The sequence below is a fragment of the Diplocloster agilis genome (assembly GCF_019042275.1).
GTDB classification, from domain to species: domain Bacteria; phylum Bacillota; class Clostridia; order Lachnospirales; family Lachnospiraceae; genus Diplocloster; species Diplocloster agilis.
The window spans coordinates 58,904-83,446 of the sequence record NZ_JAHQCW010000005.1 but is presented as its reverse complement, the minus strand read 5'-3'; the positions used below and the strand labels follow the sequence as shown (position 1 = coordinate 83,446).

Here is a 24,543-nt window from a genome sequence, read left to right as displayed (position 1 = left end):
TTTTCATTCAGGACTTCTAAGTTTGGACGGATTTACTCCCATATATTTTTTAAATATTTTTACGAAATACCTGGTGTCCGTGAAGCCGACCTTCTCCGCGATTTCATAGATTTTCAGATTGGTAGTCAAAAGCTGTTCTTTTGCGTATTCCACTTTATGCCTGTTGACACAGTCGATAAAGGATTCCCCGTATTCTTTTTTGAAAATATAACCCAGATAGGATGGATTTACATAGAACGCAGCCGCGATCTCTTTGAGAGACGGGTTGTCCCGGTAATGCTCTTTCAGATACTGCAGCAGATCTCCCACCAGTTTACTGTATACTTTGTCCGGAGTCCCTCCGTTTTGTTCTTCCAGGCTTTTTTTCGCCTCTTGGAAGGAACAGGCTACCTCTTCGAGTTCTTCCACTTCTACCCCCATACCGGATTTTACCTTTACCTTAAGGATCTGTGCTAACGTCCCCCGGACTTCTTCCTCAAAGGACCGGATCTGCGCCAGGGTCTGATGTCTGTCATAGAGCAGGATCACATAATTTTCCATAAAGGGAAACGACAGGCCGTACTGCCGCTCCCTCATCAGCTCGTCGCAGACATTGGCCGCCGCGTATATCATCAAAGCGAGTTCCTTTTTATCTGTCTCGTCCTGTGACAGAATCTGGAACACGCTGACTCTATAGGTCCCTTTGTTAATCCGGATATTGAGGTTTTTTAACTTTTCTTTTAACTCATTGTTGCCGATATTTCCCTCGATCAGCCGAAGAAAGGTATTCTCCCGCAGCAGATTCTTACCTGCCCGGGCCAGCGCGTCCCCCCGGCGTTTCATGCGGATTCTGGAGACAGCCGTGCCGATCACTTCATGTAATTCCTCCGGGTCCAGCGGTTTTAACAGGTAATCGGTCACTTCCATGCGGATCGCTTCCTGGAGATATTCAAAATCACTGTAGCCGCTCAGGACGATGATAATGGGATGGGCGTTTTCCTCTCTGAGCGCCCGGATCAGTTCCAGGCCATTCATCCGGGGCATCTTGATATCGGTAATCAGGATGTCCACCTTGGTCTTCCGGTATTTCTCAAGCGCCTGCAGCCCGTCATTCGCCTCTTCGATCTGCTCCACCCCGTGATTATCCCAGTTTACCGAACGGATGATTCCCTGACGTACCAGGGGCTCGTCATCCACGATCATTACTCTGTACATCCTCTTCCTCCTGTCCTTTTGCCGGTAAGTATAACGCCACGCAGGTCCCCTGCAAAGAACTGCTGAAGATCCTCAGTCCGTAGCCGCTGCCCAGCAGCAGCTTCATCCGCTCATTTACATTTTTGAGCCCGATATGGTAGAGATTCTCTTCCTTTGAATCCGTCTCGATTTTCTGCTGTAAAAGATCCCGGGTCACGGCGTCCATGCCGATTCCGTTGTCCTCGATCAGAATGCAGACGCCGTCCGCTTCGTTTTTTCCGTAAATGCGGATCCGGCACACATCCATCTCCTGATTAAACGCATGGTTGACGCAGTTTTCTATAATCGGCTGCAAAGACAGCTTGGGAACCCGGAGCTCTTTTTGTTCCATATTAAGCATTTCTTCGTATTCCAGCCTTTCGCCGAACCGCAGCTCTTGAAGCTGCATATAGTAATCCACATATTCCAGCTCATCTTCGATCAGCACGATATCCGGGTGCCTTAAATTCCATCGGAACATATTTCCCAGAATCGTTAACATCTGCGCGGTTTTTGAGTCGCCTCCAGATATGGACATAGCCCGGATGGATTCCAGGGTATTAAACATAAAGTGGGGATTGATCTGGATCTGAAGAGCCCGAAGCTCCGCTTGTTTCATTTTAATGTCTTTTACATAGATCGTGTCGATGTATTCTTCCAGCTTCCGGCTCATGTCGTTCAACCCGTTTTCCAGCACGGCGATCTCGTCATCTCTCGTCACCTCCAGCCGCTCATCCAGCCTGCCCTTTTGAATCTTCCGGATATGTTTTACGATCCGCGTGATCCGGCTGCCCAACAGACAGGCGATCAGCACTCCCGCGGCCAGGCACAGCAGCAGACAGATCACCAGGACCGGCAGCACCTGCTGCAGGGTCAGGCGGTAGACCTCCCGGTAGAGCACGCCTTTGTCGATGATATGGACATAGGAAAGTCCGCTCCACGAGACCAGATCCGCCTTTTTCACAACGAACTGTTCCTTTTCTCCCGGGGACAGACCGGTTGTCTTTTTCAGCAGATAATCTAAGCTCTCATCTCCTGTCCGGTAATATATGACTCCCTTGGAATCCACGATATAGGTGGTCCCGATCTGCTGTTCTCCCTGGCTGTCGTAAATTTCGAAAAATGTTTTTGGGTCGATATTGATAATCACGGCGCCGCATTTCGGGCCTTTCTGCATGTTGAAGATATCCACGATATTCATATAGATACTGATCACGTCGTCCTGCTCTTTTAGATAATCGGACCGGTACACAGGGGTCATAATGATTTCATTTTCATATTTCTTCACTTCATTCAGAAAATCCGAATGCAGGAAATCTACCTCCTTATTCCAGTCCTGAAACAGGCTTTTGGCAATCAGATACGTCTTATTTCTCTGATAATCCACCAGGATTATCTCTTTGACGAACTGGTTGCCATTGCTGGATGCCCGCAGGAATTGGTTGATGAGCAGCTCCCGCTGATAATCATCCTGTTCTTCCCGCAGCACATCCGTAATATTTTGATAGCCGTATTCCTTCAGATAAAGGTTGGTAAAGATATTGCCGACCGACTGGAGCCGACCGTTGATATCCACCTTCATCTTATCCATCAGCTCCGCCTCATAGTTTGTCTGGGTCCGGATCATCTGTTCCGCCATCGTGTTGGCGATAAACCAGGATGAGGCACCCAGACCCAACACGATAATCAGCGAATACATGACCAGCATATTGCTGACAAATCTGTTTTTTTCATCCTCTCATTCACTCACAATTCGCAGCTCCCTGCTGTCCGGCAGTCTGGGAAAACACGTATTGCCCAGGGTCTGATACCAGAAACACACCGTAAATATGTCGTCCCTTCTGGCCAGGTAGAGATCCTTCCTGGTCCAACCCAGATCCTGTATCTCGATCCTTATATCCGACTGAAAGCGGATCGCATCCTGCACATGCCAGCGGTACATGGAAAATCTGGGCTGGATGTTATAAAGCCCGTCCGGCTTCCGGTAATAATGCATCCCCAGATACGGAGTGCTGTATGTGGTATAAGCTCCGTCCACTTCAAAGTTAAAGGAACCTCCAAAGTAATCTTCCGTGCCGGTGTAACAGATCGAAGGCGCTTCCTGATCCCCGTCCAGGTAAATCTTCACTTCCCCTTCGCCCCACCAGCGTCCGTCTCCGTTTAAGCCGATGCTCATGGCCAGCCCTACATATTTTCCCTTTCCCTGTACCCCGCTAAGGGCCGTATGAACCTCGCCCTGACGCAGCGGCTTGGACTGCCGGTACTGGGCGTGAAAATATCCGATGTTCTCAGGAAGTGCCGTCCGGATATAATTAATCTGGTAAAAACACATATAATCCCGCTCTGTCCGGTTTTCGACCGTCATCCGGCAGTGCCTGCGAAACGGCATCTTCCAGAAACAGTTCATTCCCCGGATCGGCCCCACCACTACCTGGGACGAATTCAGTGTATAGAAAGGGCCTTTCATCCATTGGTCGTCCATCGTTTCCGCCCATCCGTAGGCAAAGAAGTCCGGCAGCGGGCATTCCACACCGGGCTTAGCCATTTCGTCCCAATAAATTCTCAGGATGAAATTCTTATCAACCACGCCGCCGAACCACATACTCTCGATCATACCGCTGCCATCGATATCCGCTATCGTAAGCGTTTCCCCGGGTTTAATCAGTTCACACGGGCGGATCTTCCATCCTTTTCCAAGCTCCCGGGCCGGGCCGGCGCCAAAGCCTTCCGATGCCATGGCGCCCTTTCCCTTTTCCCCTGTCGGATTCTCCGGCGAGATGCTGTAGCTCACCGCGTCGTCCAGTAATATCATATCAGATCTGTCATCCATCTGTTAACTCCTCATGCAATTATATTTTCTGTATCTTTTCCGTATCCTATCTTCAAAAGGATATCCAACCTTACGGGCACCGCTAACCTTTCACCGCTCCCGCCACCATGCCGTGCCGGAACTGCTTTTGCATACACAGGTACAAAATGACGACCGGTACCGACGCCCACATGACCGCTCCGAACACGATATCCCAGTTCGTCGTATACTGCCCGATGGCCCGGTAGATCCCCGTCGTAATGGTACTGCCGGTTTTGGCGTCCAGGATATACAGCGGCGGTAAAAAATCATTCCAGATCCACATACCCGAAAAAATGATCACGGTGGAGGTACAAGGCTTCAGCAGCGGCAGCAAAATCGAGCGGAAGATCACAAAACGGCTGGCTCCGTCGATCTTCGCCGACTCTTCCAGGGAAGTGGGCAGCGTCTTAAAGAATTCCACATAGAGGAAGAAGGAAACGCTGAAATAGACTGCGCAGTTAAACAGGATCATTCCCGGCATCGTCCGAAGCAGATGAAAGAAAGCCAACGTCTTGATACTGGGTATCAGGATCATCTGAACCGGAATCATCAGCCCCATCAGGAAAAACACATAGACGCCGTTATAAAATTTTGTATTCTTGCGCGCTACGATGTAGGCGGCCATGGAGGCCACCAGAATCAGCAGCGCCAGCGAGCATCCGGTGATCAGGATACTGTTGAGATAGAGTCTTGGAATCCCCGCGCTGTTCCAGGCGCTGACAAAATTCTGCAGGGTAAAGGCCGACGGAGGGGCAAGCGGCTTCATGACAATGTCCTCATAGGGTTTGAAGGCGTTTACCACCGCGATATACAAAGGCAGCGCGAAAATTACGGTAATGAAAAGCGCCGCGATCCTGGAAATGACGGAAACTTTCTTTCTCCTCTTCATCAGTAATCCACCTCCATCTTTTTCAGAATCAGGTACTGAACCGCCGTCACCACTCCGATGAACAGGAACAGGACGAGAACGATGGCCGAGGAATAGCCCAGCATATTATAGTCCGTCATTCTGGAGACCGCATTGACCGCGATGGTCTCGATGGTCTGGGGTGTCATGATCTTTACAAAATCATACTGGCGGAGCGCGTTAATCACGGAAAAAATAACGGATATGGTCAGTCCCGGAACCAACAGCGGCAATGTGATGCGGAAAAATTTGTGGAAAGCGGATGCGCCGTCCACCTGGGCCGCCTCATACAAATCCTGAGGGATCGTCTTCAGCGAGGCATCGTATACCGTCACATAAAAGCCCAGGCCGGCCCAGGAGATCGCCATGGTAACCGTAAGGGTTGTGACAAAGGGGGAGGCGAAGAAATCTACATTACCGCCTCCGAAAAAGCCGATGATCTCGTTGATCACGCCCCCGTTCCCCTGTGTCATATAGGACCAGATAAAGGACACCACCACGCTGCTCAGCACACAGGGAATAAAGATCACCGCTTTGCACAGATTGTAGGTCTTCTCCTTTTTGTCCATCCAGACCGCGATCAGTACACCGAATACATTGACAAAGATCACATTGAACGCGGTCAGGATCAGCGTCGTCTTCACGGAATCCCAGAATGCCTGGTCCGTCATCAGATTGACAAAGTTCTTCATCCCGATGAATTTATAGGTGGGACTGATGCCGTCCCAGTTCGTAAAACTGTAATAAAAGCAGACTACGATAGGCACCACCATAAAAATCAGATAGATCAGGCTGCCCGGCAGCAGAAATAAAAAGTCGGATAGTTTCGTTTTCCAGTTTTTCATAGAGGGCCTCGTTACTGGGCGTTATCCAGAAGCTTGTCAAACTCCCGATCCAGATTCTCCAGCTCTTTCTGCATATCCGCATTCGGATCTGAAGCCAGCTTCAATGTGAATTTTATCAACAGATCGGAGCCGCCCGCGATCCAGGCGTTATCCCCAACGGTGTCAAAGAAATTGGGAATTCCCTTGTACTCGTCCATCATGCCTTCGATCTCTTCGTGCAGCGGTGTCTTTTCATATTTCACTTCTTCCTTAAGAGGCGTAAATAACTGTTCTGTCTGAAGGAACTGGGCCGACCATGTAGGGTCCTGAATAAAGAATTTCACAAAATCCTTGGCAACCTCCGGGTACTTGGTCTTAGAACTGATGGACAGGCCTTCATTTACCCACAGCGGCATCACTTTGTTGGAGGCGTCATCACCCGGTATGGGGAAGAATCCAACTTCGAAGTCATGAGGCATCGTCATCTCATCTCCCTGTGTCCAGGAACCCATCATATACATGGCGCTCTTTCCGCTGAAGAAATATTCGTTGCTCTGGGCATAGGTCATACTGGACCGGTCGGAGGTATTGTATTTTGTCATAAGATCCACAAATTTCTCCACGCCTTCCACAAATTCCGGCGTATCGGCAAAACTCACCTTTTTCTCCATTCTCTGCTGCGGCCAGTCCGGAGTCTTGGAGAGCACGTCGACTGACTCGATACATTGGAAAGGAAGGGTATGGGCCCAGCCGTCTTTTAATCCCATCACAGCCGGAGTGATTCCCTTGCTGTTGAACGTATCACAGATCTTGATCAGTTCTTCCCACGTATCCGGCACTTCCAGATTGTTCTCTTTGAACAGGTCCTTATTATAGAACACGCCTCCCACCTGGATCTTATAGGGTACGACATAGATCTTACCGTCTATCTTCGATACGTATTCCGGCCGGATCATGTCTACGTCGCTGTCCTCAAAAGGCAGCAAAGCGCCTGACGGAACGAAATCACTGGGAGTGGCCATAACCATAACGTCGGGGAACTGGCCCGTAGACAGCAGGGTCTTCGCATGCTCCCGGACCGTAATGTTGGAGGATGGCTGGAAGATCAGTTCGATATGTACATTGGGATGTTCCGCCGTATAGCGGTCGACCACAACCTGCCAGAAATCCCTGGTCAAAATGGGGGTCTCATTGGCTAAGAACTGGAGATTGACTTCTTCCCCGGCGGCTTCCGGCGTAGTTTCCGGCGTCATGGCGTCCTCCTGCGCCGGTGCGGCAGCCGGTTCGGCTGATGGAGCGGCGGCCGGTTCCTCTTTCGCTCCGCAGCCTGCCAGCAAAGCAGCGTTCATACACAGACATAACACAATAGTAATTACCTTTTTCATATACCTCTTCCTTTCTGCTTTTGATGGTTTTATTATAGCATCGGAAGCTGTGTATTTTAACGATATGGATTCTATATTTAAGGGCACAAATTCTAGGATCTCAGACTTTTCTTCAAAATAAAATGGAGTTTCGCTTGCGAAACTCTTCGCCTGCGGCGGGCCGCGCACTTTTCTATAAAATAAAAATGCCGGATTTATATGTAAGGTATTCAAAACCTCACATATAAATCCAGCCCCATTGTTTTTTAGTACGTTTATTTCACATACATCTGCATAGGATAGGAGAGATATTCCACCGGCTCCAGCTGCTCTACCGTCACATAACCTGCAGGCGCGTTCAGAATCGTGGGAATCCGGTTGACAATGGTCGCGCAGGTATGTTCCACGGTCGCCGGTTTTTGCACATAGAAGGTAACGTCCGGCTCGCCGATGATCTTCCAGTCACACATATCTCCGTCATCAGGTCCGTACACCTTGCCGATACACTGGGTCTCGATCACAGGCCCCTGGAACGTTTCGGTAGTGACCACAGCGCTCATGCCGATGCAGTTGCCCTTTGGAATCGTTTCGCCCAGAGTGGAAGAATATAGATCCGTGTCATAGAAGTAGGGCACACATTTCTGAGTCTGGGATTTGATCGTCCATCCCATCTTCGCGCACAGTGATTCATTGGAATTCCATACATAGGCAGGCTCCAGTGTGGTCGGATGCGCGATCTTCTCCTCGAATTCCTCCGGCGTAAAGCCTGCTCCGTGAGCCTGCGCAAGCGCCAGCCCGTAGTCTTCCACATTATAGCTGACCGCTCCTTCGATCCGGTCGATCCGGTGAACGCCGCCGGCTACACAGCCGATCATATTGATCCAGTAGATATCCTGCATTCCTGCGCCAACGATGGTACAGTTGTTTTCTTTCGCCAGTTTGTCTAATTTATTGGTAATCGCAGAAGCGGTCGTCCAGGGATAGATCGCCTCTTCACAGGTCGTAACCACATTGATGCCTCGTTTTACGCAGCGCTCAAAATGCGGATATACATCGTCCATAAAGCTAAACAGGGTTAACACGGCAATATTTGCATCACAGTTGTCCAATACGGCATCCGCGTCACTCTGGATCGTTACTCCCAGCTTAACACCTAATCCGGCCCAGTCGCCCACATCCATGCCAACCACTTCCGGATTGACATCGATCGCACCGACGATCTCCGCGCCTTTTTCATATAAATAGCGGAGTGAATATTTGGACATTTTTCCACAACCATACTGCACTACTCTTACTTTTTCGTTATACATTTGCGATACCCCTTTCCTGTCGCTCCCCGATACACTTCCTATATGCTGCTGCATGTCTTATAGGATCTTGTACGGAAGCCGCTTGTCTTTGTTATCTTACGGCTTCATTGTAAACTTTATAACAGGAATAGGGTCAATACTGCAATTGTTACAAATTTAACGATATTTTATTGGTACTTGTAACCGTAAGAACATGCCCCGCTCCTCATATTCCATCAGCGGAATTTCCGAAATCACTTCGCAGATATAATCCCCGCAGACCGTATATCCTTTCTCTTCCACTTCGTTCAGCAGCCGGTCGGCATATTCCAGTTCCTGCTCAAAGCCCTCGCAGTAGATACACAGATAAGTATTGCTGGGAATCCGGGTAATCAGTGATTTATCCACATAATCCTGGTCTACAAACACAAAAACCACTTCCGAGTAAAAGTTCCGTTTCAGGATATTTTCCCGGGAGACAATGGAACCGGCATTACAAAAATAGATCTGAGGCAATTGATTTTCCATGAGACTGTCCTTCAACTGACGAAGCACTTTTTCGTACATCTCAATCCCGTAGTCATAGAAATTTTCTTTTGACTTCACACAGTACATCTGTCTCTCCCGGATGAATTCCGTCAAGATCGTTCCTGCCTTCGGGGCGTTTTCATATTGCTCAAAGCTGTCCAGGGTGCGCTCGATCGCCCGTCTCTGATACTTCAGCTCCCGGATCTGACTCTCGATCTGGCTGTTTTTCTGACGGAGGACGCTCTTCATCATATCAATATTTTTGTCTTCCATGTGCACCTTGATATCCTTGAGGCTCATCCCCAGGGATTTCATATACTGAATCATGTCCAACTGTGCACACTGGCGAATGTCATAATACCGATAACCATTCTCTCCCACATGGACAGGGCTTAATAGTCCCTTGCGGTCATATAGTCTTAACGTTTGTTCGGAAATGTGGTTTAATCTGGCCATCCTGCCTATCGTCATCTTATCCATAGTTTCCTCCTGTGCCGCATTTACTGCGGCTTATTTCAGGTATGGTGTAACCATTTCCTCCTGTGCCGCATGTTATAATCAAAACATTATACCTGCTATAATGTTTTCAACATTTTTCTACAATAAAAACAGAAGCAATCCAGCCTTTTAATCTCCCAACTTTTATTCGGATTTTTAATAATAACAGGCCAACGGACTTTTTCTAATTATAACACAACTATGGCTTTTTCGGATAAGATAACTGTTTAAAAACCCAGAGCATATCTGTTTATTTATTTCACAATTCTTACAAATTTTTTCTTTCCTATCTTTAGTACATCTCCGTTTACCAACACATAATCAAAGTCCGCAATTTTTTCACCATTTAACTGAACACCTCCCTGGGCCGCCAGTCTGCGGAATTCGCTGTTGGATGCGGTATATTTGGCTTTGGTAAGAAGAGGAATGATATCAGCCAGCCTGTCCTTCTCCTCTTCTATGATCAGCTCCGGTATTTCCTGCGGGATACCCTTTTCCTGAAACGCGGCTGCGTAGTAATCTTCCGCTTTTCTTGTTTCTTCCGCCGTGTGATAGAGGGAAGTGATGATGCGCGCCAGTTCCATTTTTACATCCCGTGGGTTTTTCCCCTGCTCCAGATCTCTTCTGATCTCTTCCACCTGATCCGGATGCACATCGGTGGCCAGCTCAAAGTATTTTAATATCAGATGATCCGGGACCTCCATCACTTTTTTGAACATGGAAGGAGCCTCTTCATCGACCCCGATATAATTGCCCAGGCTCTTACTCATCTTCTCCACGCCGTCCAGACCCTCCAAAATGGGCATGAACAGGGCTGCCTGCGGTTCCTTCCCCAATGTCTTCTGAAGTGTACGGCCCATCAATATATTAAATGTCTGATCCGTTCCTCCCAGTTCCATATCCGCATCGATGACCACCGAATCATAAGCCTGCATCAGAGGGTAAAAGAATTCATGCAGGCCGATCGGAACTTCATTTTTATACCGGTTCTGGAAATCGTCCCGCTCCAGGATCCTGGCTACTGTGGTGGTCGCGGCCAGCCGGATCACCTCTTCAAAATTCATCTTTCCAAGCCATTCGCTGTTAAAAAGCACCTCTGTCTTATCCCGGTCCAGCACTTTAAAAATCTGCGTCTGATAAGTCAGTGCATTTTCCTGTACCTGTTCTTTACTCAACGCATTCCTGCCTTTGGATTTGCCGCTGGGATCTCCGATCTGTCCGGTAAAATCACCGATGATGATAACCGCTCTGTGACCGAGATCCTGCATCTGCCTGATTTTGCGGAGCACGACGGCATGCCCCAGATGAATATCCGGCGCGCTGGGATCTAACCCCAGTTTGATTCTCAATGGCCTTCCCGCCTTCTGCGCGTCGCTTAATTTTTGTTTTAACGTTTCTTCGCTTACTACCTGCTCCACGCCTTTCATAATAATTCGGAATTGTTCTTCTACTGATACTATCATAACAGACCTCCTGATAAAATAATTAGATTTTCTTTAATACCGCAAGGTCTATAAGATTAAATCCGCAATTTACTCAAAAGGACACTCATCCTCTGAAATAAAATGAGTTTCGCTTGCGAAACTCTCCGCCCGCGGCGGGCCGCGTAAGCGGCATCTTCCTTTCCGTCGCAGTGCGATCCCCCGGAGGGTATTTTATTCCACAGGCGTACTTTTCTATGGAATAAAAAAACTCCCGTCCTGTTCTAAGGACGAGAGTGTATCTCGTGTTACCACCTTAAGTTCATAAACAGTTCACACTGCTTACCTCTTCAAGTACGGCCAAATATCCCGGCGATACTCTAGCACTATAACGTGTGCGGGATCCGTCGCAGCCTACTGTATGCTTTCAGTGCGAAGCTCAAAGATGTATTCATAACAAGTTTCCCATGCGCCTCTCATCAGCCGGCAGCTTTCTGTATGTTTCGCTTATCACTACTTATTCTTATCATTGCTTTTCTTAATCATATACTCCGAATTATGATCCATAATTCTTCGTTATGCGGTTTATTAAATTAATGTGATTATAAACGGGTTTATAGCGGATGTCAAGGGGCGGCCTTAACAATTCACCTCAATTATACTTGTTTTTTGCAAGTATAGCGGGGTAAACCGTGGCTGTGCTTTCCGTATTCTACCGCTTCCTTTGGACAGCGGCAGATACACGCCATACAGTGCGTACAGTTACCTCCCCATACAGGCTTTCCGTTTTCGAGACGGACATTGTTAAGAGGGCAGACGGCCGCACATTTACCGCAGGAAATACAAGCGTCCGTGGCATAGAATTTCTTTGCGTGAACGAACATGGGATAGAAAATGCCGTTGACAATTCCGCTGTTCATTTTGTCGCCGAACGAAATATTTGATTGCACAAGTTTATCGCAGCTTTTGATTACATGCGCGGTATCGTTTATGATGCGTTCCGCCTGCTCTATGATTTGCAATGCGCTTTCCTCCGTCGGAGTGGAAAACAATGCGATGTAGTTTTCGGGCATGACAATCCCGGCACAGCCACAATAATTCATCTTTTTTTCTGCGCAGAGTTTTTCAAGATACTTTCCGGCGTTTCCAATACTTCCGCCGCAGGTCATCACAAAATAAATATCCTTATTTCCCGTAAGTTTAGTGTTTTCCAACCATTTCTCCACTATGCGCGGAATTCTCCAGGCGTAAGTTGGAACAGAAACCACCCACGGGCGTTCCGAGTGCATAGCTGAAAAATCACGGTTTCTGATTTTGTCAAAAAGATTAAAAATCTTATCATCGATTTCTTTGCCTATTCTTTTTGCTGTGTACTCACTGTTGCCGGTTCCTGAAAAATATAAAATCATAATTTTCCTCCTTTACGTTTGTGAACTGATATGCTGTATGCTTGCATATACACGGTTGATTAAATCGCTAATCTCTTTCCACTGTGTTTCATCCGTACATAAATAATAATAGTTTTTCGTACCTTCCCGACGCATTGCCACAATCCGGGCGTCTTTTAATATTTGAAGGTGATGGGAAACGGAAGGTCTTGTAAGATGCGTTTTTTGAGCTATCTCCCCTACCCGGATACCATTCAGGTCACTTTCTAATAACGCAAGTAAAATCAGCTGCCTTGTTTCGTCGCCGATGGCAGTAAAGGCATTCTGGCATTCCCGAAAGCCTTTGATAATCTGCTTTAAATTTTCTTCGCATTCTCTTTCCATTTTGAATCCTCCTACATATAACGAACATCTAATTCTTTATGGGGAGTGGAACGTAAAAATTTTATATTCGGATAACCGAGCACTAGCGTCATAGCAACTTTTTTCCCTTTGGGAACAGCGATTGCTTTTTTGATTTTTCGTGAAGCGTTGGCGGCCATTGTGAAGAACCCGCTGTATAATACGCCCAACCCGTGCGCCTCCGCTACAAATTCCATATTTTGTGCGGCAAGGATACCATTTGTCTTATCCTTTGCCATGATGACGATTACAATCGGAGCATGGAAAAAAAAGAAATCATCGGTAATTTTATTATTTTTCGCCATAGGACTGAACATGTCTGCGATTGGCTTTACCTTCTTGAACACTTGAACTGCCATCTTCTCAATACAGTCTTTTTCTTTGTCGAGCACAACCATTGATACATCCTGCATATTCTTTGCCGTATGTGTGAACCTGCCCGCTTCTAAAATCTGATCGATTATTTCCTTGGAAATCTCTGTCTGCTTGAAACTACGGATACTCCTTCGAAAACGAATGGTATTCAAAACATGATCAGGTTCAAGGCGTATCTCTTCTGTTTTTTCCGTTTGGCCGCTACCGCAGCCGACGACCGAAATGGCTTTTTTCGGGCAGACAGCTGAGCATTGCCCGCACATGATGCATTGATCCATTACTGTGACTGCCTTTTTATTATTTATCTCTATATTGTGTGCGGGACAGACTTTACTGCACAGGCCGCATCCTATACATTTCTCCGTATTTATGATTACCGCTTGGTGTTCCATATTCATCAGATCCTTTCGTTAAAGTTCTTTAACCATTATACTCAACACATTGTGTAAAAACAACATTGGTAAAGACATTCGTTACCATATAACTATCAAATAAAACAAACAAATAAAAATCTATGAGCAGCTGCCAATTACAAGTAGCTGCCAATAAGGTTGTTTTATTTTTATAATTTGGTAAAATAAGGTTTGGAATGGATAATTATTTGCGGAATAGTTTTAATATGCTTGCAGGGTTGTCTCCTTTTGAATCGTAGAAAACGCTGGGATAAATGAGCTTATAATGCTTGTTGCTTTCATAATTTTGGGGGAGGGGAGGTGGTATTGTGGTTGAATTTAGTGGTCTGGTTAAAATAAATTTCTTTAAAAAGGAAAAATTCACCGGTTCCTGCGGCGGGATGTGTTTTAAAGTCGAGAGTAAAGATGAAAACTCTGTGTTGCTGGCTACAATCTGGCCTGGCCCTTACAGTTCAGATCATACGCCGGATGAAAAGAAACAGTATGCGGAATTCGCATTCAGTCCGGAAGGCCTGGAGGAAATTCAGGAGTGGCTGGAGGAACAGTATCAGGCGCAGAGCGCTTTATGGAAACCGGTTCGGATTGGATAAATTTGGTGTTCTGAATAGGCTCTATGTTTTCGGTTACACTGTCTTTGGAGGTGTTTGATATGGATGAAAATTATCGAATTGCAGATCTCACATCGGAATGTGTGACTGAAATTAATGAATTGCAGGAAAAATTGAAGGAACAGACGAAGGAAGATATTGTATTGGTCGCATATAAAGCCGGGGAGTAGGTTCCCCGGCTTTATTTAGGCTTATGTTTTATGTATTAGGATGTTCTTAATGGAATTTTTCAAATTATATTTTTATTCATCTCTTGGCTCCTCATAGGTCATGGCCTGCCGGCTGTCTTTGATTCCGGCAGTTGTCGGATCTGTGACTATTCCCAGTAATACCAATAGGTTGATGATCATCCCGGCTGTCTTTACCAGTTCTGATTCCGCTATAGGCGGAACGATCCCCATCAGGCCGCAGATCTGATAGATCAGGGCAATCGTTGCCATGATGATGGCGGTAAGCGTTGTTTTGTTCTGAATCCTTACCTTCCAGTTTATTTGTTTCATATTCCTTCCCCCTTTACTACTATTTGGTCTATTCTGTGGTGAGCGGATTTCGTTGACTGCTCTACGATTACCACTCTTTCCGTTAGTCCCTGCACATCCCGTTTGACTGCTGCTATATCATATTTGATATCTCGGACATCGTTTCCGATTTGGTCTAGTTTTACATTGATTTCCGCGGATTCTTTTGCCTTTCTCTCCGCGTCTGACTCGTCTGCATGTCTGGCATTTCTTAGGCCCATGTAGATGGCGAAGGCTGCGGAGATGAAGGCGATTAGTGTTGAGATCGCGGTTATGGTTGTGGATATGGTTATCACATTTGGCACCACCCTTTCTTTTTATGATATTGGTTTTGAGGCGTTGGGAAGGATGGTTCAGGTTAGTTGGTTAACTCATAAAATGTTTTTTCTTTTATTATAAATTTATGTTATAAAAACTTGAAAAATCTCACTGTTCAAAAGTGGCCCGTATTAATCATTAAAACAAACAATGATTTGTCGGTTAGAATTACTCAGACAAACACGAGTTTGTCAGACAGAATCGATACGACAAATGATGGTTTAACACAGTTAAGTAATGATTTATCATGGATATATTTAGACTTTACTCCGACGAGCGAAACTACAATTTACTATCGATATTGCAGATATAATAAGGCCACTTCTGAGACACATCTCAACATACAGATGGCCGCACCAATTGGAACGGCGAATACACATATTGGTACAATACCGATTGACTATGCTCCTAGCGTAGTGACCTTTTTTATGGGATCGTCTGATGATTCGAGCTTAATACGAGTTTATGTTGACTCTAATGGAAAAATATATGCCCGATCTGCCACAAATCAAACATCAGTGAGGTTTAGCGCTTCATATCCCGTTATCAAATGATCTTTACGTATAAATAAACACCAGTGTTCGATTATAACTTAAAGCGATTGCAGACTCATACTTCCTAATAAAGTTCCATCAACATATACAGCAATTTGGGTCTTATTATCAAGCCATTCGAATCTTATTCTACCGCTATCTAGTTGTGAGTTTAATTTAGCAATATTACCATTAAGCGCCGCAATTTTTGTATTTATTTCGGTCTCCGTGAAGTACCGATCATCATGTGAATGCGTCGAAGGTGCATAAGTTGACGGCTTTCCTGTTATTACTGACCATGTATGTGTATGATTTGATGGGGCTTTACCAGATACAACATCCGTTAACTGTGTTAAACCATCATTTGTCGTATCGATTCTGTCTGACAAACTCGTGTTTCTCGTATGAAGCTCATTAATAGCAGCCACCAAAGATCCTTTCGCTGCCGTTGCCAAACTCCCCAACGTCCCCATCGACGCCTTAATAACATCAAATCTTTTCCGAATTTTCCCAAATAAAGTTGTCAACGCTTCACCACTGGCAATATCCGCATCCGCAGAAGGTATAGTAAACGCCACCGGTGTACCGGTATCTACTACGCCCGTAGCTCCGATCGGTCCTTGCGGTCCAATAGGGCCAGTTTCCCCCTTCGGTCCTTGCGGGCCTGCCGGACCGGTTGCACCTTTTGGTCCCTCCGGGCCCTGCGGACCAATATCTCCTTTATCTCCTTTTAAACCCTGCGGGCCTGTCGCACCTGTATCACCTTTCACTCCTTTAAGTCCTTCCGGACCCTGCGGCCCTATGTCGCCTTTATCGCCTTTCGGGCCCTGCGGTCCAGCCGGGCCGGTTGCGCCAATGGGCCCCTGAGAGCCGGTTGCGCCTTTATCGCCTTTGTCACCTTTTGGTCCTTTTACATTTCCTATAAATGCTCTACCCATACTAATTCCTCCTATTCTTCTGGTGTAACATAATAAACATTTCCTGTAGTTGCATCATATTCAAATTCGGGAGGCGTACTCCCGTCCGCATAAGCCGTATAGAGATCTCCTGTTTCATCCACCGACAGAGTGAAAAGTCCGCTTACCGGGACCACAACTCCGCTGTCTCCCCGATCCCCTTTATCTCCTTTCGGACCGGCGATTCCCTGGATTCCCTGGGGTCCCTGGGGACCGGTTTCTCCAACTGCCCCTTTGGGGCCCTGCACACCGACTGGTCCTTGTGGTCCTATAGGCCCCTGCTTTCCTTCCGATCCCTGTGGCCCCGTGGCACCTTTTGTACCTGTCGGGCCCTGAGGACCTGTAAATTCTCCATTCTCTTTTCGGGCAGTCAGATCATCTGCCACTCTGTTCGCATTAGACGCGGCCACCGATGCGGCATCCGCCTGTGTTCTGGCGTTTTCTGCCTGGCTATTTGCAAAAGTACCCGCCTGGTTCGCACCATCTCTGGCATGTCCGGCCTCATCGATGACATATTCTGCCGTAACTTTCGCCTGATTCGCTGCTGCTAACGCTTCTCTTGCTGCTGTCAATGCTGGGCCGGTCTGCGGAATATATTCTTTGGCATCACTGATCAGCTCATTCAAAGCAGAAAACTCATTGGAACTTTCGATCTCGCTGTCAGGGACCATGCTTTTCATGATCTGCATTTTAAAACTGGCGGTAGAAAGAAGCACCTGTTCCTTGCGAAGTTCGATCTCCACCATAGCTAAACCATCTGCCGCCAGTGTCTGGCTGGTCAGCGGTACCAGGATTTCACCTTCTTGTAATTCACAAAAGCTGAATACCGTTGTACCGTCGGGTTTTCTTATTTTAACCCGTAATTCCACATCCTGCGGTATGTCAAATAGCGAACCGTCTTCCGTGAGCCTTGCCGCTATATATCTGCTTCCGGAATCATTTTGTTTCGCCGTGACCATAATAGACGGCATTTCTCTGTATAAATCAATTACTACATGTTTTATTATCTGCATTATTTTTCACCACACTTTTCTGATACGCTTCTCTTTCCGCATCCGCCATTTTCCGGGACAATGCCTGTACTTCCTCGTATAAGTCCCTGATCAGAGGTTCTAGCAGAACCCAATGGATTCCCGATTCGTTAATATCAGATCGTATCTTTTCTTTTAATTCGTCAATCATTACGATTGCCGGTTTCTGCATCTCACTTCGCAATCCTTCCTGCATTTTTTCTTTCATCTCTGTCTGCATTTACCAAACACCTTCTCTCCAAATCTTCAATTCTTTTAACAGCTTCCTGAACACCGCCCCACAATACACCCAGGGATGCATATAAATTAATGGATTCCCCGTCCGCCGTCAGAACCTTGGGTGACAATCGATAACCCTGTCCAATCACAAAGCCCTGCATCCGATAATCCGGATGAGTTTTATATTCAAAAAAATATACATCCGTATTCATAACATCTTCCAAAAGGCCGCTTGCCGGCTCTATATTTTGTTTTAGTCCGACCAATGATTGAGGGCTGGCTCCAAAGACGTCCAGTGTTCCTTTTCTATCTCCATTTACGATAGACACAAAATCCGGTGTCATCTGCGCATAGTGCTCCTTTCCAATTTCCACGGAGACACCTGCCGTTGAGATTTTGGCAGTCCAGCCGCTGTTGTCTCTATTACAGATATGCATACCGCTGCCAAACATTTTCATTTCGGCCGTCTGATCATGATTAAGCACCAGGCACGTCACATCCTTTTCCGAACCTCCGTCGATTGTCACATGGGATGCGAACATATCTCCGTTATGATCGACCCAGTAGGGGGCCGTATCCCCTGTCAGGTCACTCCCACCGGCCCAGAAGGCTTTTCCATGTCCGCTTGCGTTTATACCTGCTCCAATGCTGTGTAAACGATGTGGTTCAATTGTCCAGTCCGCTATTTTTCCTCCTATCGCGGTTAAACCGATTTGATCCAGTTTCGCATACTCTATCTGTCCGTCACCGGATATAGCTTTAATTTCACCGGAGGTATTATTTTGCCCACCGGCCATAATTGTATTTCCCTGAATCGTTATGCCCGAAAGTGTGCCGGTTGTGATATAATCCGCTACTATTTTTCCATCCATAGTCATTGCCAACCCATAAGGCCCGTTGACTCCATTATGGCTATGTCCTAATCCGGCCAGATTCCAGCACCATATATTCTTAGCCCTTGTCTTTTCCGGCTGGTCCATAATCAGTATTCTTTCCGGCCGTTCTGCCGGATCCAGTACGACGTAGCCTCCGTCTTGTCCGGTTATCAGGCGGGTGGCATCCTCAATCGCGGCTTCCATGGTCGTTTTAGTCTGTTCGACTTGTTCCGTTAACTCCGTGCGTATCTGATTGTAGGTTCCTTCTATAGTCGGCGGTAATGTCGAGAGTGTTACAACATCTAAAGAATGCTTTTTGGGGTATTCCTTATATTCAACAACCTGGTGTTCCACCCGGGTATGACGTTTTCTGTCAATCAGTGTTACTACCTTATACAGCCAGATATCCTGATCCAGATTGTTTACCTCACATTCATAGGACCGTTCGGGAAAAGACAGTTTTTCCAGGCGACTGACTGCCGCATTTTTCAGAGCCTGCGCGTCTGTATACTGCTCATCTTTCCATCCAACAGAAATGATTCGATCGGAGTAGCGATGATTTTCCACATATTCTTTGCCATTGTTCACGGATGAGATAGTGAGCGGAATCTTCGTATTATCATCAGTTTTTCCGTACGCATACAGCCTGGTAGCAAAATTTGTGCTGTTTCCCGTGTAGCCGAGACTTTTCAGGTTTAGCTCTTCTGTTATGTATTCACCGGTTGCTGTGTACTCATCTGGATTTACCACATATAGGATTCTATTTAACACATCAAAATTACCTGCCACTCCCCATAGGCTCAGAGCCTTATTCAACAGGTCTTCTGAATTCACATTTTCAACAGGATGGCCCTCGCTTGACTCTATCGTGTATCTTTGGACATATTTACCGGCATCCGCGATAGACCAATTGTATGGTTTGATGTCATTTAACAGTTCAGCCAGGCTTATATTTTCTTTCCGGTATTCCCGCCAGAATCGCTCCCTCCAGTCATCCAGATCCAGCTGGCAGTCGATTACGACATACTGTGAATGCTCATCGATTGATTTAACAGAATATTGGTTGTTTTCTGCAATGATCCGGCACTCCTCGGTTATGTATTGATAGATCTCATGCCGAGCCGGAATTTCAAAGGAAAGTATATCGTATCCGTTGAAAGCATGCGTAATACTCCATTTCGTCTCTTCCGGCTCAAAGGGATGCACGATACCTGGTGTTTTTGGATCTAGTATTTTTAGCATTTTTTCACCTTCATTCAAATAACGGGTAGTATTCTACCGTTACGGGGATATTGTAGGACATGTTTATCTCATTTTTGCCAGGGAGTATTTTGGGGAAATCGATGATATCTGTGGCGGCAAAACGGTTATTGCCGTTTTCCGTGATTTTGCCGCTGATCCCGTCTATAATGAAATTCTTTCCGGCATGGAGATTCGTTACTTTTATGCCGTTGATTTTGAAAAATGAGATATTTATGGGAGGTTTTAGTATATATCTGACTCCTGATGGTATGTTTCCCTCATTGTAAATGATGGCTGGTTCTGAGATGTCAGCGGATACCAAGGGCAGGCGCTGTACTACAATAAAGTCTAATGTTACCAGGTAGTAAGGTTCTACTCCTGTTTCCTCAACATTCTTTCCCGTGAGAAGCGCGGGATACTCAAATCTATGCAGCTCGCGTTTTAAGATACATTCTTTACAAGCCAAGAAAAGATTTGAGATATTTTCATGCGCCTGCTCATCAGATGCACCTCCGACATAAAATTCTACTGTCGCCGTTTTGGGTTCGGTAGTGCCTCCAAAATCAAGGAAGCTGCTTTGCCCTGTTTGTATTATATATTGGTTTGAAATGCCTCCAGGCTGAATATGAAAAGAAACTAAATCAGCATTATATTCCAAGTAGCATTCTTTATTATTGATGAAACATTTTTCCCCAACACATTTATCCTGAGAGCTGTAAAAAGAATTATAATCATACATGCGTATTCCTCCCATTTATTTCATTCCGCTTTATAAACATGGCAACCTCATTTCTATTATATTTTCTTTGATATTATTCTGGATACTACAGGAGCAGTTTTTCGACCTACGATTTCGCTGTCCATTAAGACATTACCATCGTTCATAATTATGGAGGTATCTAATTTAATTGGTGCCTTATGAAATTCTTCAGCGAGTAAAGCTGCCAATTTTTTATAGTCAAGGTCCATTTTTTGTGTATTCGTTATGTCTATATACCTATCCGCTTCGGAGGAATAAACAAACTGAGTATAATCTAATTTACCTGAATTAGTATTTTCCATAATAGCTGCCATATCATCTGTCAATACATTCAACTCATCAGTAATAAAATGCTTACTATCGTTTATTCCTTTAGCAAAACCAAGCATCATGTCTGGCATCCATTTTTCATATTCTCTCAAGGGTCCTATATCTGGTTTTGAGAAATGTAATATAGATTTAATAAAATCCGCAACACCGTTAACAGCACTTTTCAGGAATGATTCTTTTCCGGAACTAATTCCTTCAGACATATTTTTTATACAATCCCGGCCCCAACCGTTAGAGTCAAAATTTGATGAATCTAGTTGGCTAATTTCATCTGCAGTATTTCCTACAGCGTCTGTGACCATGAATGTGTTTCCGCTCATACCTTCACCATAATTGGCTGATACACTGCTTCCTTGCATATATGCATGTCCGGGAAGGTTCACGGCATCCATTCCAATTTGTGCGCCTACCATTAGTGCCTTACTAAAACTTGAAACAAGTTCACTACCGTTATTAATGGATTCCCCCAGACTTTGGGTATAGTTTGAACCACTCGTAGTACCAAATATATCCCAGTTTTCCTGTATCTCAGGAAGCCCCGCATCCATGCTTGCCTTTATACCCCCCAGCGCTTTTTGACCAGAAAGCTCCGTAGATGTATACAGTATATCTCCATTATCTGCCAAACTAATACCTAACGCTTCCAACGTCTCCTGACCTTTTGTTCCAAATTCTTCCGGTAAGGAATCCAAGGCTGATACTAAATTTGCTGCCGTCTGCTTTTGAGTCTCAGTAAGAGTGGCACCCGATTGCTCAGAGTCCAATATCCATTGTAACCAAATCCCTGCTTCTTTTAATGTCGTATCATCCATATTAGCTAAGTATTTTTCATTCAGCTTAGCCATATTGGCACTCCATTCATCCTCCAGATCGTACTTCTTTTTCTGCATTTCATTCCGGGCTTCCATTTGCGTGTACTCACCCGACAAAACCTTAGTGTTTAACTCATCATGATCTGCCGTTATCTCGTTTGAATATTTTTTATTCTCTTCTCCTACTTTCTCATAATAAATAGATAGATCTGATAAATACTGCTGTAATCCTTCACTTCTTTGTTGATATCCTTCCGCCTCTATTTGTAAAATATCGCCCTTTTTCTTTTTGGCAGCATCAACTTCGCTTTGGTATTCTTTAGACGCAACTTCATTTTGTAGCTGGAGCCATTCCTGGGAATATGAAGAATTATTTTCCATTTCTTTTTTATTAAGGGCCATTTGAGTCGTATATTTTTCGTAAGCCTTATCAATAATATTCTGTGTTTCTTCTTCTGCGGCCTTTGTAATTCGTGCGGCTCTATCTTCATACTGCGATACTGTAAGATCGTTACTGTCCTTTAATGTATTCGCCTGATCTACCACTACATCCAGCCTTGCACTATAAACAGAAAGTTCCTGTGCCGATAAATCTCTCATTTTTTCAAACAATTCATCTAATCTCTGAATCTCACTCTCTGTTAGTTCACGTCTATCATCTGCTGCTTGTTCTGAAATGGTCGTTATCTCTTCTTGTATGTCTCTCATTTGCGTTTTAAGATTATTTTGTTTTTCTGACGAGATCAATATCTGATCATTGAATCCAGACATAGAGCTGGTTGCTGAACCCACTTTATCCTGCCATTCATTTATTCCATCCAGCATAATGGAAAAAGAATCATTGATATCTTCATTGGATTTTTTTAACTTTGTCGCTCCACTATTAGCTTCTTGCTGTTTTAAGCAGTAAGCCGTCAGTGCAACAGCTACGCCGCCTATTGCCACAGCTGCTAAGCCTGTAGGTGAAATTAGATTCGCTAAGGTTCCTCCCAACACCCCCGTATTTGATCCAGCCGCCATGGAAGCATCAGCTACTCCTAAAAGGCCCGTAGCCGATTCCTGGATCACGGATCTTTTTCCCATAGCTTCCAGTATACTACCAAAACCACCAGCCATATTACCTAATCCCGAAGTTACAGATCCCGTGATAGATAACAAAGGCCCCAGTGCTGCAACAATACCGGTTGTAGCAATTATATTTTTTTGTTGTTCCGGCGTTAATTCATTGAATTTGTCCGCCAGCTTACCAATAAACTCAATTCCCTGGCTAATGAATGGTATGAGTTTTTCTCCCACTTCAATTCCGGTATTCTTTAACTTATTAAGTTCTGTTTGTATCTTTATTGTTGATGTTGCATTCATATCATCGAAAGCCTGTTGTGTTTCCCCAGTGGAGGTCTGTATTTCACCCAGAATATCATTATATTCTGTCCCGCTGTCTTTCATTAAAATAAATGCACTCTGCGCAACTTCAGCCGATCCAAACATATCATCCAATGACATACCTGATTGCTCCGCGCCATCGTTGAGCATTTGCAGTATTTCGGTAACAGGTTTTCCCTCTTCCGCCAGTTGAGCAAATCCTTTTCCAGACATATTGCGTAAAACCGTATCTGCATTCGATCCGCTTTTTCCAAGCTCTTCCAACAATAACGTATAGTTTTTAGTAGCATCTGCTGTAGAAATACCATTTTGAGTTAATATAGCCATAGCAGCTGAAACATTATCAATATCAACATTAACAGACGATGCTATAGGGAGAATCTGGCCTAAACTTGTGACCAAATCATCTACCGCTATCCTACCAAGTTGATGGGACTTGATCAGTTTGTCAGATACCGTCGTAGCCTGATCCGCACTGAGTCCATAAGTATTTAGCGTTAGCGCAACCCCTTCTACAGCTTTTGTTGTGTCAGTAAATCCGCCTCTAGCCAGCTTAATCATATCATTTGTGAATTGTATCGCATCCGCACTATCAATTCCGGCATTTAGAGTTTCATACAAGGCATCATTAAACTCTGTAATGGAAACTCCGGTCTCATTTGACGATTTTGTTACTTCAGATTTTAGTTTATCATAGGTTACTACTGTTCCATCGATCATGGAACCAACCCGCAAAAAACTTTCTTCCGCCTCCAGTGCAAAAGTTATACTGTCTTTTCCGGCTGTTACAATATGTTTCGTAAGTTTAGATGAAAGTAGTTTACCTGTTTCCCCTATTTTTTTCCCAAAGGAATCCATTTTACCGCCGGCATCCTCAAAAGACTGTCCCAAAACAATTGCATTGTTTTGAGTTTCATCCAGTTTGCCAGCTATTGTCCCTATATCTTTTTCCGTATTGTTAAGCTTTGTCTGAAATTTTGATACTGCATCTCCCGCGCCTTCGATTTCCTGAGACAAATAATCATATTGATCTTGCATATGAATTATACTATTCTTATAATTCTCTGCAGCCTCTACAGCTCTTTTATATTCTTCTGTTCCCTCTGCTTGAGAATGTGCCAAAGTTTTTACTTTTTGTTGTGCAGTTTCGTATTTTTGGGACATCTCTTCAAGAGCTGTCTTTAATTGTTTCTGTTCCTTCTGCGAGTCCTGAATTTCTTTATTCAAATCTCCAATCCTTTGACGATATACATTTGCTTTGCTTACCGCATTCTCAAGCTCTGTTGTAAACAGTTGTGAATTTCGGGCTGCTTCTTCAAACATTCCTCCAACGCCTTTGGAGACGGCTTCAAGTTTGCTTAATTCAGACTGTGCCAGCTTTGATTGTGTTTCGATTCTACCCAACTCTTTTTCTGCATCATTGACTGCTTTTTTTAAGCTGGACAAATCTAACTTTATATTTGTATTTCCCATTCCTTCCATCAAC

At 45.1% G+C, this 24,543-nt stretch carries 22 protein-coding genes and 1 other annotated feature; of the genes, 2 read left to right on the top strand and 20 right to left on the bottom strand.

Annotated features, from left to right (window positions below):
* Positions 1-3 precede the first annotated feature (3 nt).
* The 12 genes from KTH89_RS04675 to KTH89_RS04620 form a co-directional block, all read right to left on the bottom strand.
* Positions 4-1,194, bottom strand: a complete 1,191-nt coding sequence (locus KTH89_RS04675; RefSeq protein ID WP_238720857.1) for a response regulator — start codon at positions 1,192-1,194, stop codon at positions 4-6.
* Positions 1,169-2,920 (bottom strand): sensor histidine kinase, encoded by a 1,752-nt coding sequence (locus tag KTH89_RS04670; protein WP_238720855.1) that lies wholly within the window; start codon positions 2,918-2,920, stop codon positions 1,169-1,171. The genes KTH89_RS04675 and KTH89_RS04670 overlap by 26 nt, the downstream gene beginning before the upstream one ends.
* 30 nt (positions 2,921-2,950) lie before the next feature.
* Positions 2,951-4,042: a glycoside hydrolase family 172 protein gene (locus tag KTH89_RS04665; protein WP_238720853.1), complete on the bottom strand. Its 1,092-nt coding sequence runs from the start codon at positions 4,040-4,042 to the stop codon at positions 2,951-2,953.
* 82 nt (positions 4,043-4,124) lie between these two features.
* Positions 4,125-4,952 carry a carbohydrate ABC transporter permease gene (locus KTH89_RS04660; RefSeq protein WP_238720852.1) on the bottom strand — a complete coding sequence of 276 codons (828 nt, stop codon included), beginning with the start codon at positions 4,950-4,952 and terminating at the stop codon, positions 4,125-4,127.
* The gene (locus KTH89_RS04655) at positions 4,952-5,815 is read right to left on the bottom strand and encodes a carbohydrate ABC transporter permease (RefSeq protein WP_158344744.1); all 864 of its coding nucleotides are present in this window, start codon (positions 5,813-5,815) and stop codon (positions 4,952-4,954) included. Before KTH89_RS04655 ends, KTH89_RS04660 begins: the two co-directional genes overlap by 1 nt.
* Positions 5,816-5,826: 11 nt before the next feature.
* Complete coding sequence (locus KTH89_RS04650; protein WP_238720850.1) at positions 5,827-7,179, bottom strand: ABC transporter substrate-binding protein; 1,353 nt, start codon at positions 7,177-7,179, stop codon at positions 5,827-5,829.
* A gap of 254 nt (positions 7,180-7,433) precedes the next feature.
* Entirely contained in the window at positions 7,434-8,468 is a 1,035-nt protein-coding gene (locus tag KTH89_RS04645) for an NAD(P)H-dependent amine dehydrogenase family protein (RefSeq protein WP_158344741.1), read from the bottom strand.
* A 156-nt stretch (positions 8,469-8,624) separates the two neighbouring features.
* Positions 8,625-9,455 carry a MerR family transcriptional regulator gene (locus KTH89_RS04640; protein ID WP_158344739.1) on the bottom strand — a complete coding sequence of 277 codons (831 nt, stop codon included), beginning with the start codon at positions 9,453-9,455 and terminating at the stop codon, positions 8,625-8,627.
* Positions 9,456-9,727: 272 nt separating this feature from the next.
* Positions 9,728-10,936 (bottom strand): tyrosine--tRNA ligase, encoded by a 1,209-nt coding sequence (tyrS, locus tag KTH89_RS04635; protein WP_238720842.1) that lies wholly within the window; start codon positions 10,934-10,936, stop codon positions 9,728-9,730.
* A 241-nt stretch (positions 10,937-11,177) separates the two neighbouring features.
* Positions 11,178-11,433 (bottom strand) — a binding site (T-box leader).
* Between the two features lie 117 nt (positions 11,434-11,550).
* On the bottom strand, positions 11,551-12,303 hold the full coding sequence (locus KTH89_RS04630; protein ID WP_238720834.1) for an EFR1 family ferrodoxin: 753 nt from the start codon (positions 12,301-12,303) through the stop codon (positions 11,551-11,553).
* A gap of 12 nt (positions 12,304-12,315) precedes the next feature.
* Complete coding sequence (locus KTH89_RS04625) at positions 12,316-12,666, bottom strand: ArsR/SmtB family transcription factor (protein WP_238720832.1); 351 nt, start codon at positions 12,664-12,666, stop codon at positions 12,316-12,318.
* Between the two features lie 11 nt (positions 12,667-12,677).
* Positions 12,678-13,451 (bottom strand): nitroreductase family protein, encoded by a 774-nt coding sequence (locus KTH89_RS04620; protein WP_238720819.1) that lies wholly within the window; start codon positions 13,449-13,451, stop codon positions 12,678-12,680.
* A gap of 329 nt (positions 13,452-13,780) precedes the next feature.
* Between KTH89_RS04620 and KTH89_RS04615 the strand changes: the two genes are divergently transcribed.
* Both KTH89_RS04615 and KTH89_RS24870 read left to right on the top strand, forming a co-directional pair.
* Positions 13,781-14,062 carry a hypothetical protein gene (locus KTH89_RS04615; protein WP_238720817.1) on the top strand — a complete coding sequence of 94 codons (282 nt, stop codon included), beginning with the start codon at positions 13,781-13,783 and terminating at the stop codon, positions 14,060-14,062.
* Positions 14,063-14,121: 59 nt separating this feature from the next.
* A complete protein-coding gene (locus KTH89_RS24870; protein WP_267287757.1) occupies positions 14,122-14,250 on the top strand; it encodes a hypothetical protein in 129 nt (42 codons plus the stop codon).
* Positions 14,251-14,322: 72 nt separating this feature from the next.
* Here the strand turns inward: KTH89_RS24870 and KTH89_RS04610 are convergent, their stop codons facing one another.
* The 8 genes from KTH89_RS04610 to KTH89_RS04570 all read right to left on the bottom strand — a co-directional run bounded on the left by KTH89_RS04610 (position 14,323) and on the right by KTH89_RS04570 (position 24,539).
* Positions 14,323-14,580, bottom strand: coding sequence for a phage holin (locus KTH89_RS04610; RefSeq protein ID WP_238720815.1), 258 nt, complete (start codon positions 14,578-14,580; stop codon positions 14,323-14,325).
* On the bottom strand, positions 14,577-14,894 hold the full coding sequence (locus KTH89_RS04605; protein WP_238720813.1) for a hypothetical protein: 318 nt from the start codon (positions 14,892-14,894) through the stop codon (positions 14,577-14,579). Before KTH89_RS04605 ends, KTH89_RS04610 begins: the two co-directional genes overlap by 4 nt.
* Positions 14,895-15,508: 614 nt before the next feature.
* Positions 15,509-16,387 (bottom strand): collagen-like protein, encoded by an 879-nt coding sequence (locus tag KTH89_RS04600; RefSeq protein ID WP_238720811.1) that lies wholly within the window; start codon positions 16,385-16,387, stop codon positions 15,509-15,511.
* Positions 16,388-16,398: 11 nt separating this feature from the next.
* Complete coding sequence (locus tag KTH89_RS24865; protein ID WP_275061749.1) at positions 16,399-17,418, bottom strand: BppU family phage baseplate upper protein; 1,020 nt, start codon at positions 17,416-17,418, stop codon at positions 16,399-16,401.
* Positions 17,390-17,656, bottom strand: a complete 267-nt coding sequence (locus tag KTH89_RS04585) for a hypothetical protein (RefSeq protein WP_238720809.1) — start codon at positions 17,654-17,656, stop codon at positions 17,390-17,392. The genes KTH89_RS24865 and KTH89_RS04585 overlap by 29 nt, the downstream gene beginning before the upstream one ends.
* Positions 17,610-19,772 (bottom strand): phage tail spike protein, encoded by a 2,163-nt coding sequence (locus KTH89_RS04580; RefSeq protein ID WP_238720807.1) that lies wholly within the window; start codon positions 19,770-19,772, stop codon positions 17,610-17,612. The genes KTH89_RS04585 and KTH89_RS04580 overlap by 47 nt, the downstream gene beginning before the upstream one ends.
* Before the next feature lie 10 nt (positions 19,773-19,782).
* Complete coding sequence (locus KTH89_RS04575) at positions 19,783-20,511, bottom strand: hypothetical protein (RefSeq protein ID WP_238720805.1); 729 nt, start codon at positions 20,509-20,511, stop codon at positions 19,783-19,785.
* Between the two features lie 56 nt (positions 20,512-20,567).
* Positions 20,568-24,539, bottom strand: a complete 3,972-nt coding sequence (locus KTH89_RS04570) for a phage tail tape measure protein (RefSeq protein ID WP_238720803.1) — start codon at positions 24,537-24,539, stop codon at positions 20,568-20,570.
* Positions 24,540-24,543: the final 4 nt, after the last annotated feature.

Bases quoted from the DNA above. Each gene is read 5' to 3' on its own strand.
- KTH89_RS04585 (WP_238720809.1), bottom strand. From the start codon at position 17,656: ATGCAGACAGAGATGAAAGAAAAAATGCAGGAAGGATTGCGAAGTGAG.
- KTH89_RS04650 (WP_238720850.1), bottom strand. From the start codon at position 7,179: ATGAAAAAGGTAATTACTATTGTGTTATGTCTGTGTATGAACGCTGCT.
- KTH89_RS24870 (WP_267287757.1), top strand. From the start codon at position 14,122: ATGGATGAAAATTATCGAATTGCAGATCTCACATCGGAATGTGTGACT.
- KTH89_RS04670 (WP_238720855.1), bottom strand. From the start codon at position 2,920: ATGCTGGTCATGTATTCGCTGATTATCGTGTTGGGTCTGGGTGCCTCA.
- KTH89_RS04625 (WP_238720832.1), bottom strand. From the start codon at position 12,666: ATGGAAAGAGAATGCGAAGAAAATTTAAAGCAGATTATCAAAGGCTTT.
- KTH89_RS04620 (WP_238720819.1), bottom strand. From the start codon at position 13,451: ATGGAACACCAAGCGGTAATCATAAATACGGAGAAATGTATAGGATGC.
- KTH89_RS04610 (WP_238720815.1), bottom strand. From the start codon at position 14,580: ATGAAACAAATAAACTGGAAGGTAAGGATTCAGAACAAAACAACGCTT.
- KTH89_RS04630 (WP_238720834.1), bottom strand. From the start codon at position 12,303: ATGATTTTATATTTTTCAGGAACCGGCAACAGTGAGTACACAGCAAAA.
- KTH89_RS04665 (WP_238720853.1), bottom strand. From the start codon at position 4,042: ATGGATGACAGATCTGATATGATATTACTGGACGACGCGGTGAGCTAC.
- KTH89_RS04570 (WP_238720803.1), bottom strand. From the start codon at position 24,539: ATGGAAGGAATGGGAAATACAAATATAAAGTTAGATTTGTCCAGCTTA.
- KTH89_RS04645 (WP_158344741.1), bottom strand. From the start codon at position 8,468: ATGTATAACGAAAAAGTAAGAGTAGTGCAGTATGGTTGTGGAAAAATG.
- KTH89_RS24865 (WP_275061749.1), bottom strand. From the start codon at position 17,418: ATGCAGATAATAAAACATGTAGTAATTGATTTATACAGAGAAATGCCG.
- KTH89_RS04600 (WP_238720811.1), bottom strand. From the start codon at position 16,387: ATGGGTAGAGCATTTATAGGAAATGTAAAAGGACCAAAAGGTGACAAA.
- KTH89_RS04580 (WP_238720807.1), bottom strand. From the start codon at position 19,772: ATGCTAAAAATACTAGATCCAAAAACACCAGGTATCGTGCATCCCTTT.
- KTH89_RS04660 (WP_238720852.1), bottom strand. From the start codon at position 4,952: ATGAAGAGGAGAAAGAAAGTTTCCGTCATTTCCAGGATCGCGGCGCTT.
- KTH89_RS04575 (WP_238720805.1), bottom strand. From the start codon at position 20,511: ATGTATGATTATAATTCTTTTTACAGCTCTCAGGATAAATGTGTTGGG.
- KTH89_RS04675 (WP_238720857.1), bottom strand. From the start codon at position 1,194: ATGTACAGAGTAATGATCGTGGATGACGAGCCCCTGGTACGTCAGGGA.
- KTH89_RS04655 (WP_158344744.1), bottom strand. From the start codon at position 5,815: ATGAAAAACTGGAAAACGAAACTATCCGACTTTTTATTTCTGCTGCCG.
- tyrS (WP_238720842.1), bottom strand. From the start codon at position 10,936: ATGATAGTATCAGTAGAAGAACAATTCCGAATTATTATGAAAGGCGTG.
- KTH89_RS04640 (WP_158344739.1), bottom strand. From the start codon at position 9,455: ATGGATAAGATGACGATAGGCAGGATGGCCAGATTAAACCACATTTCC.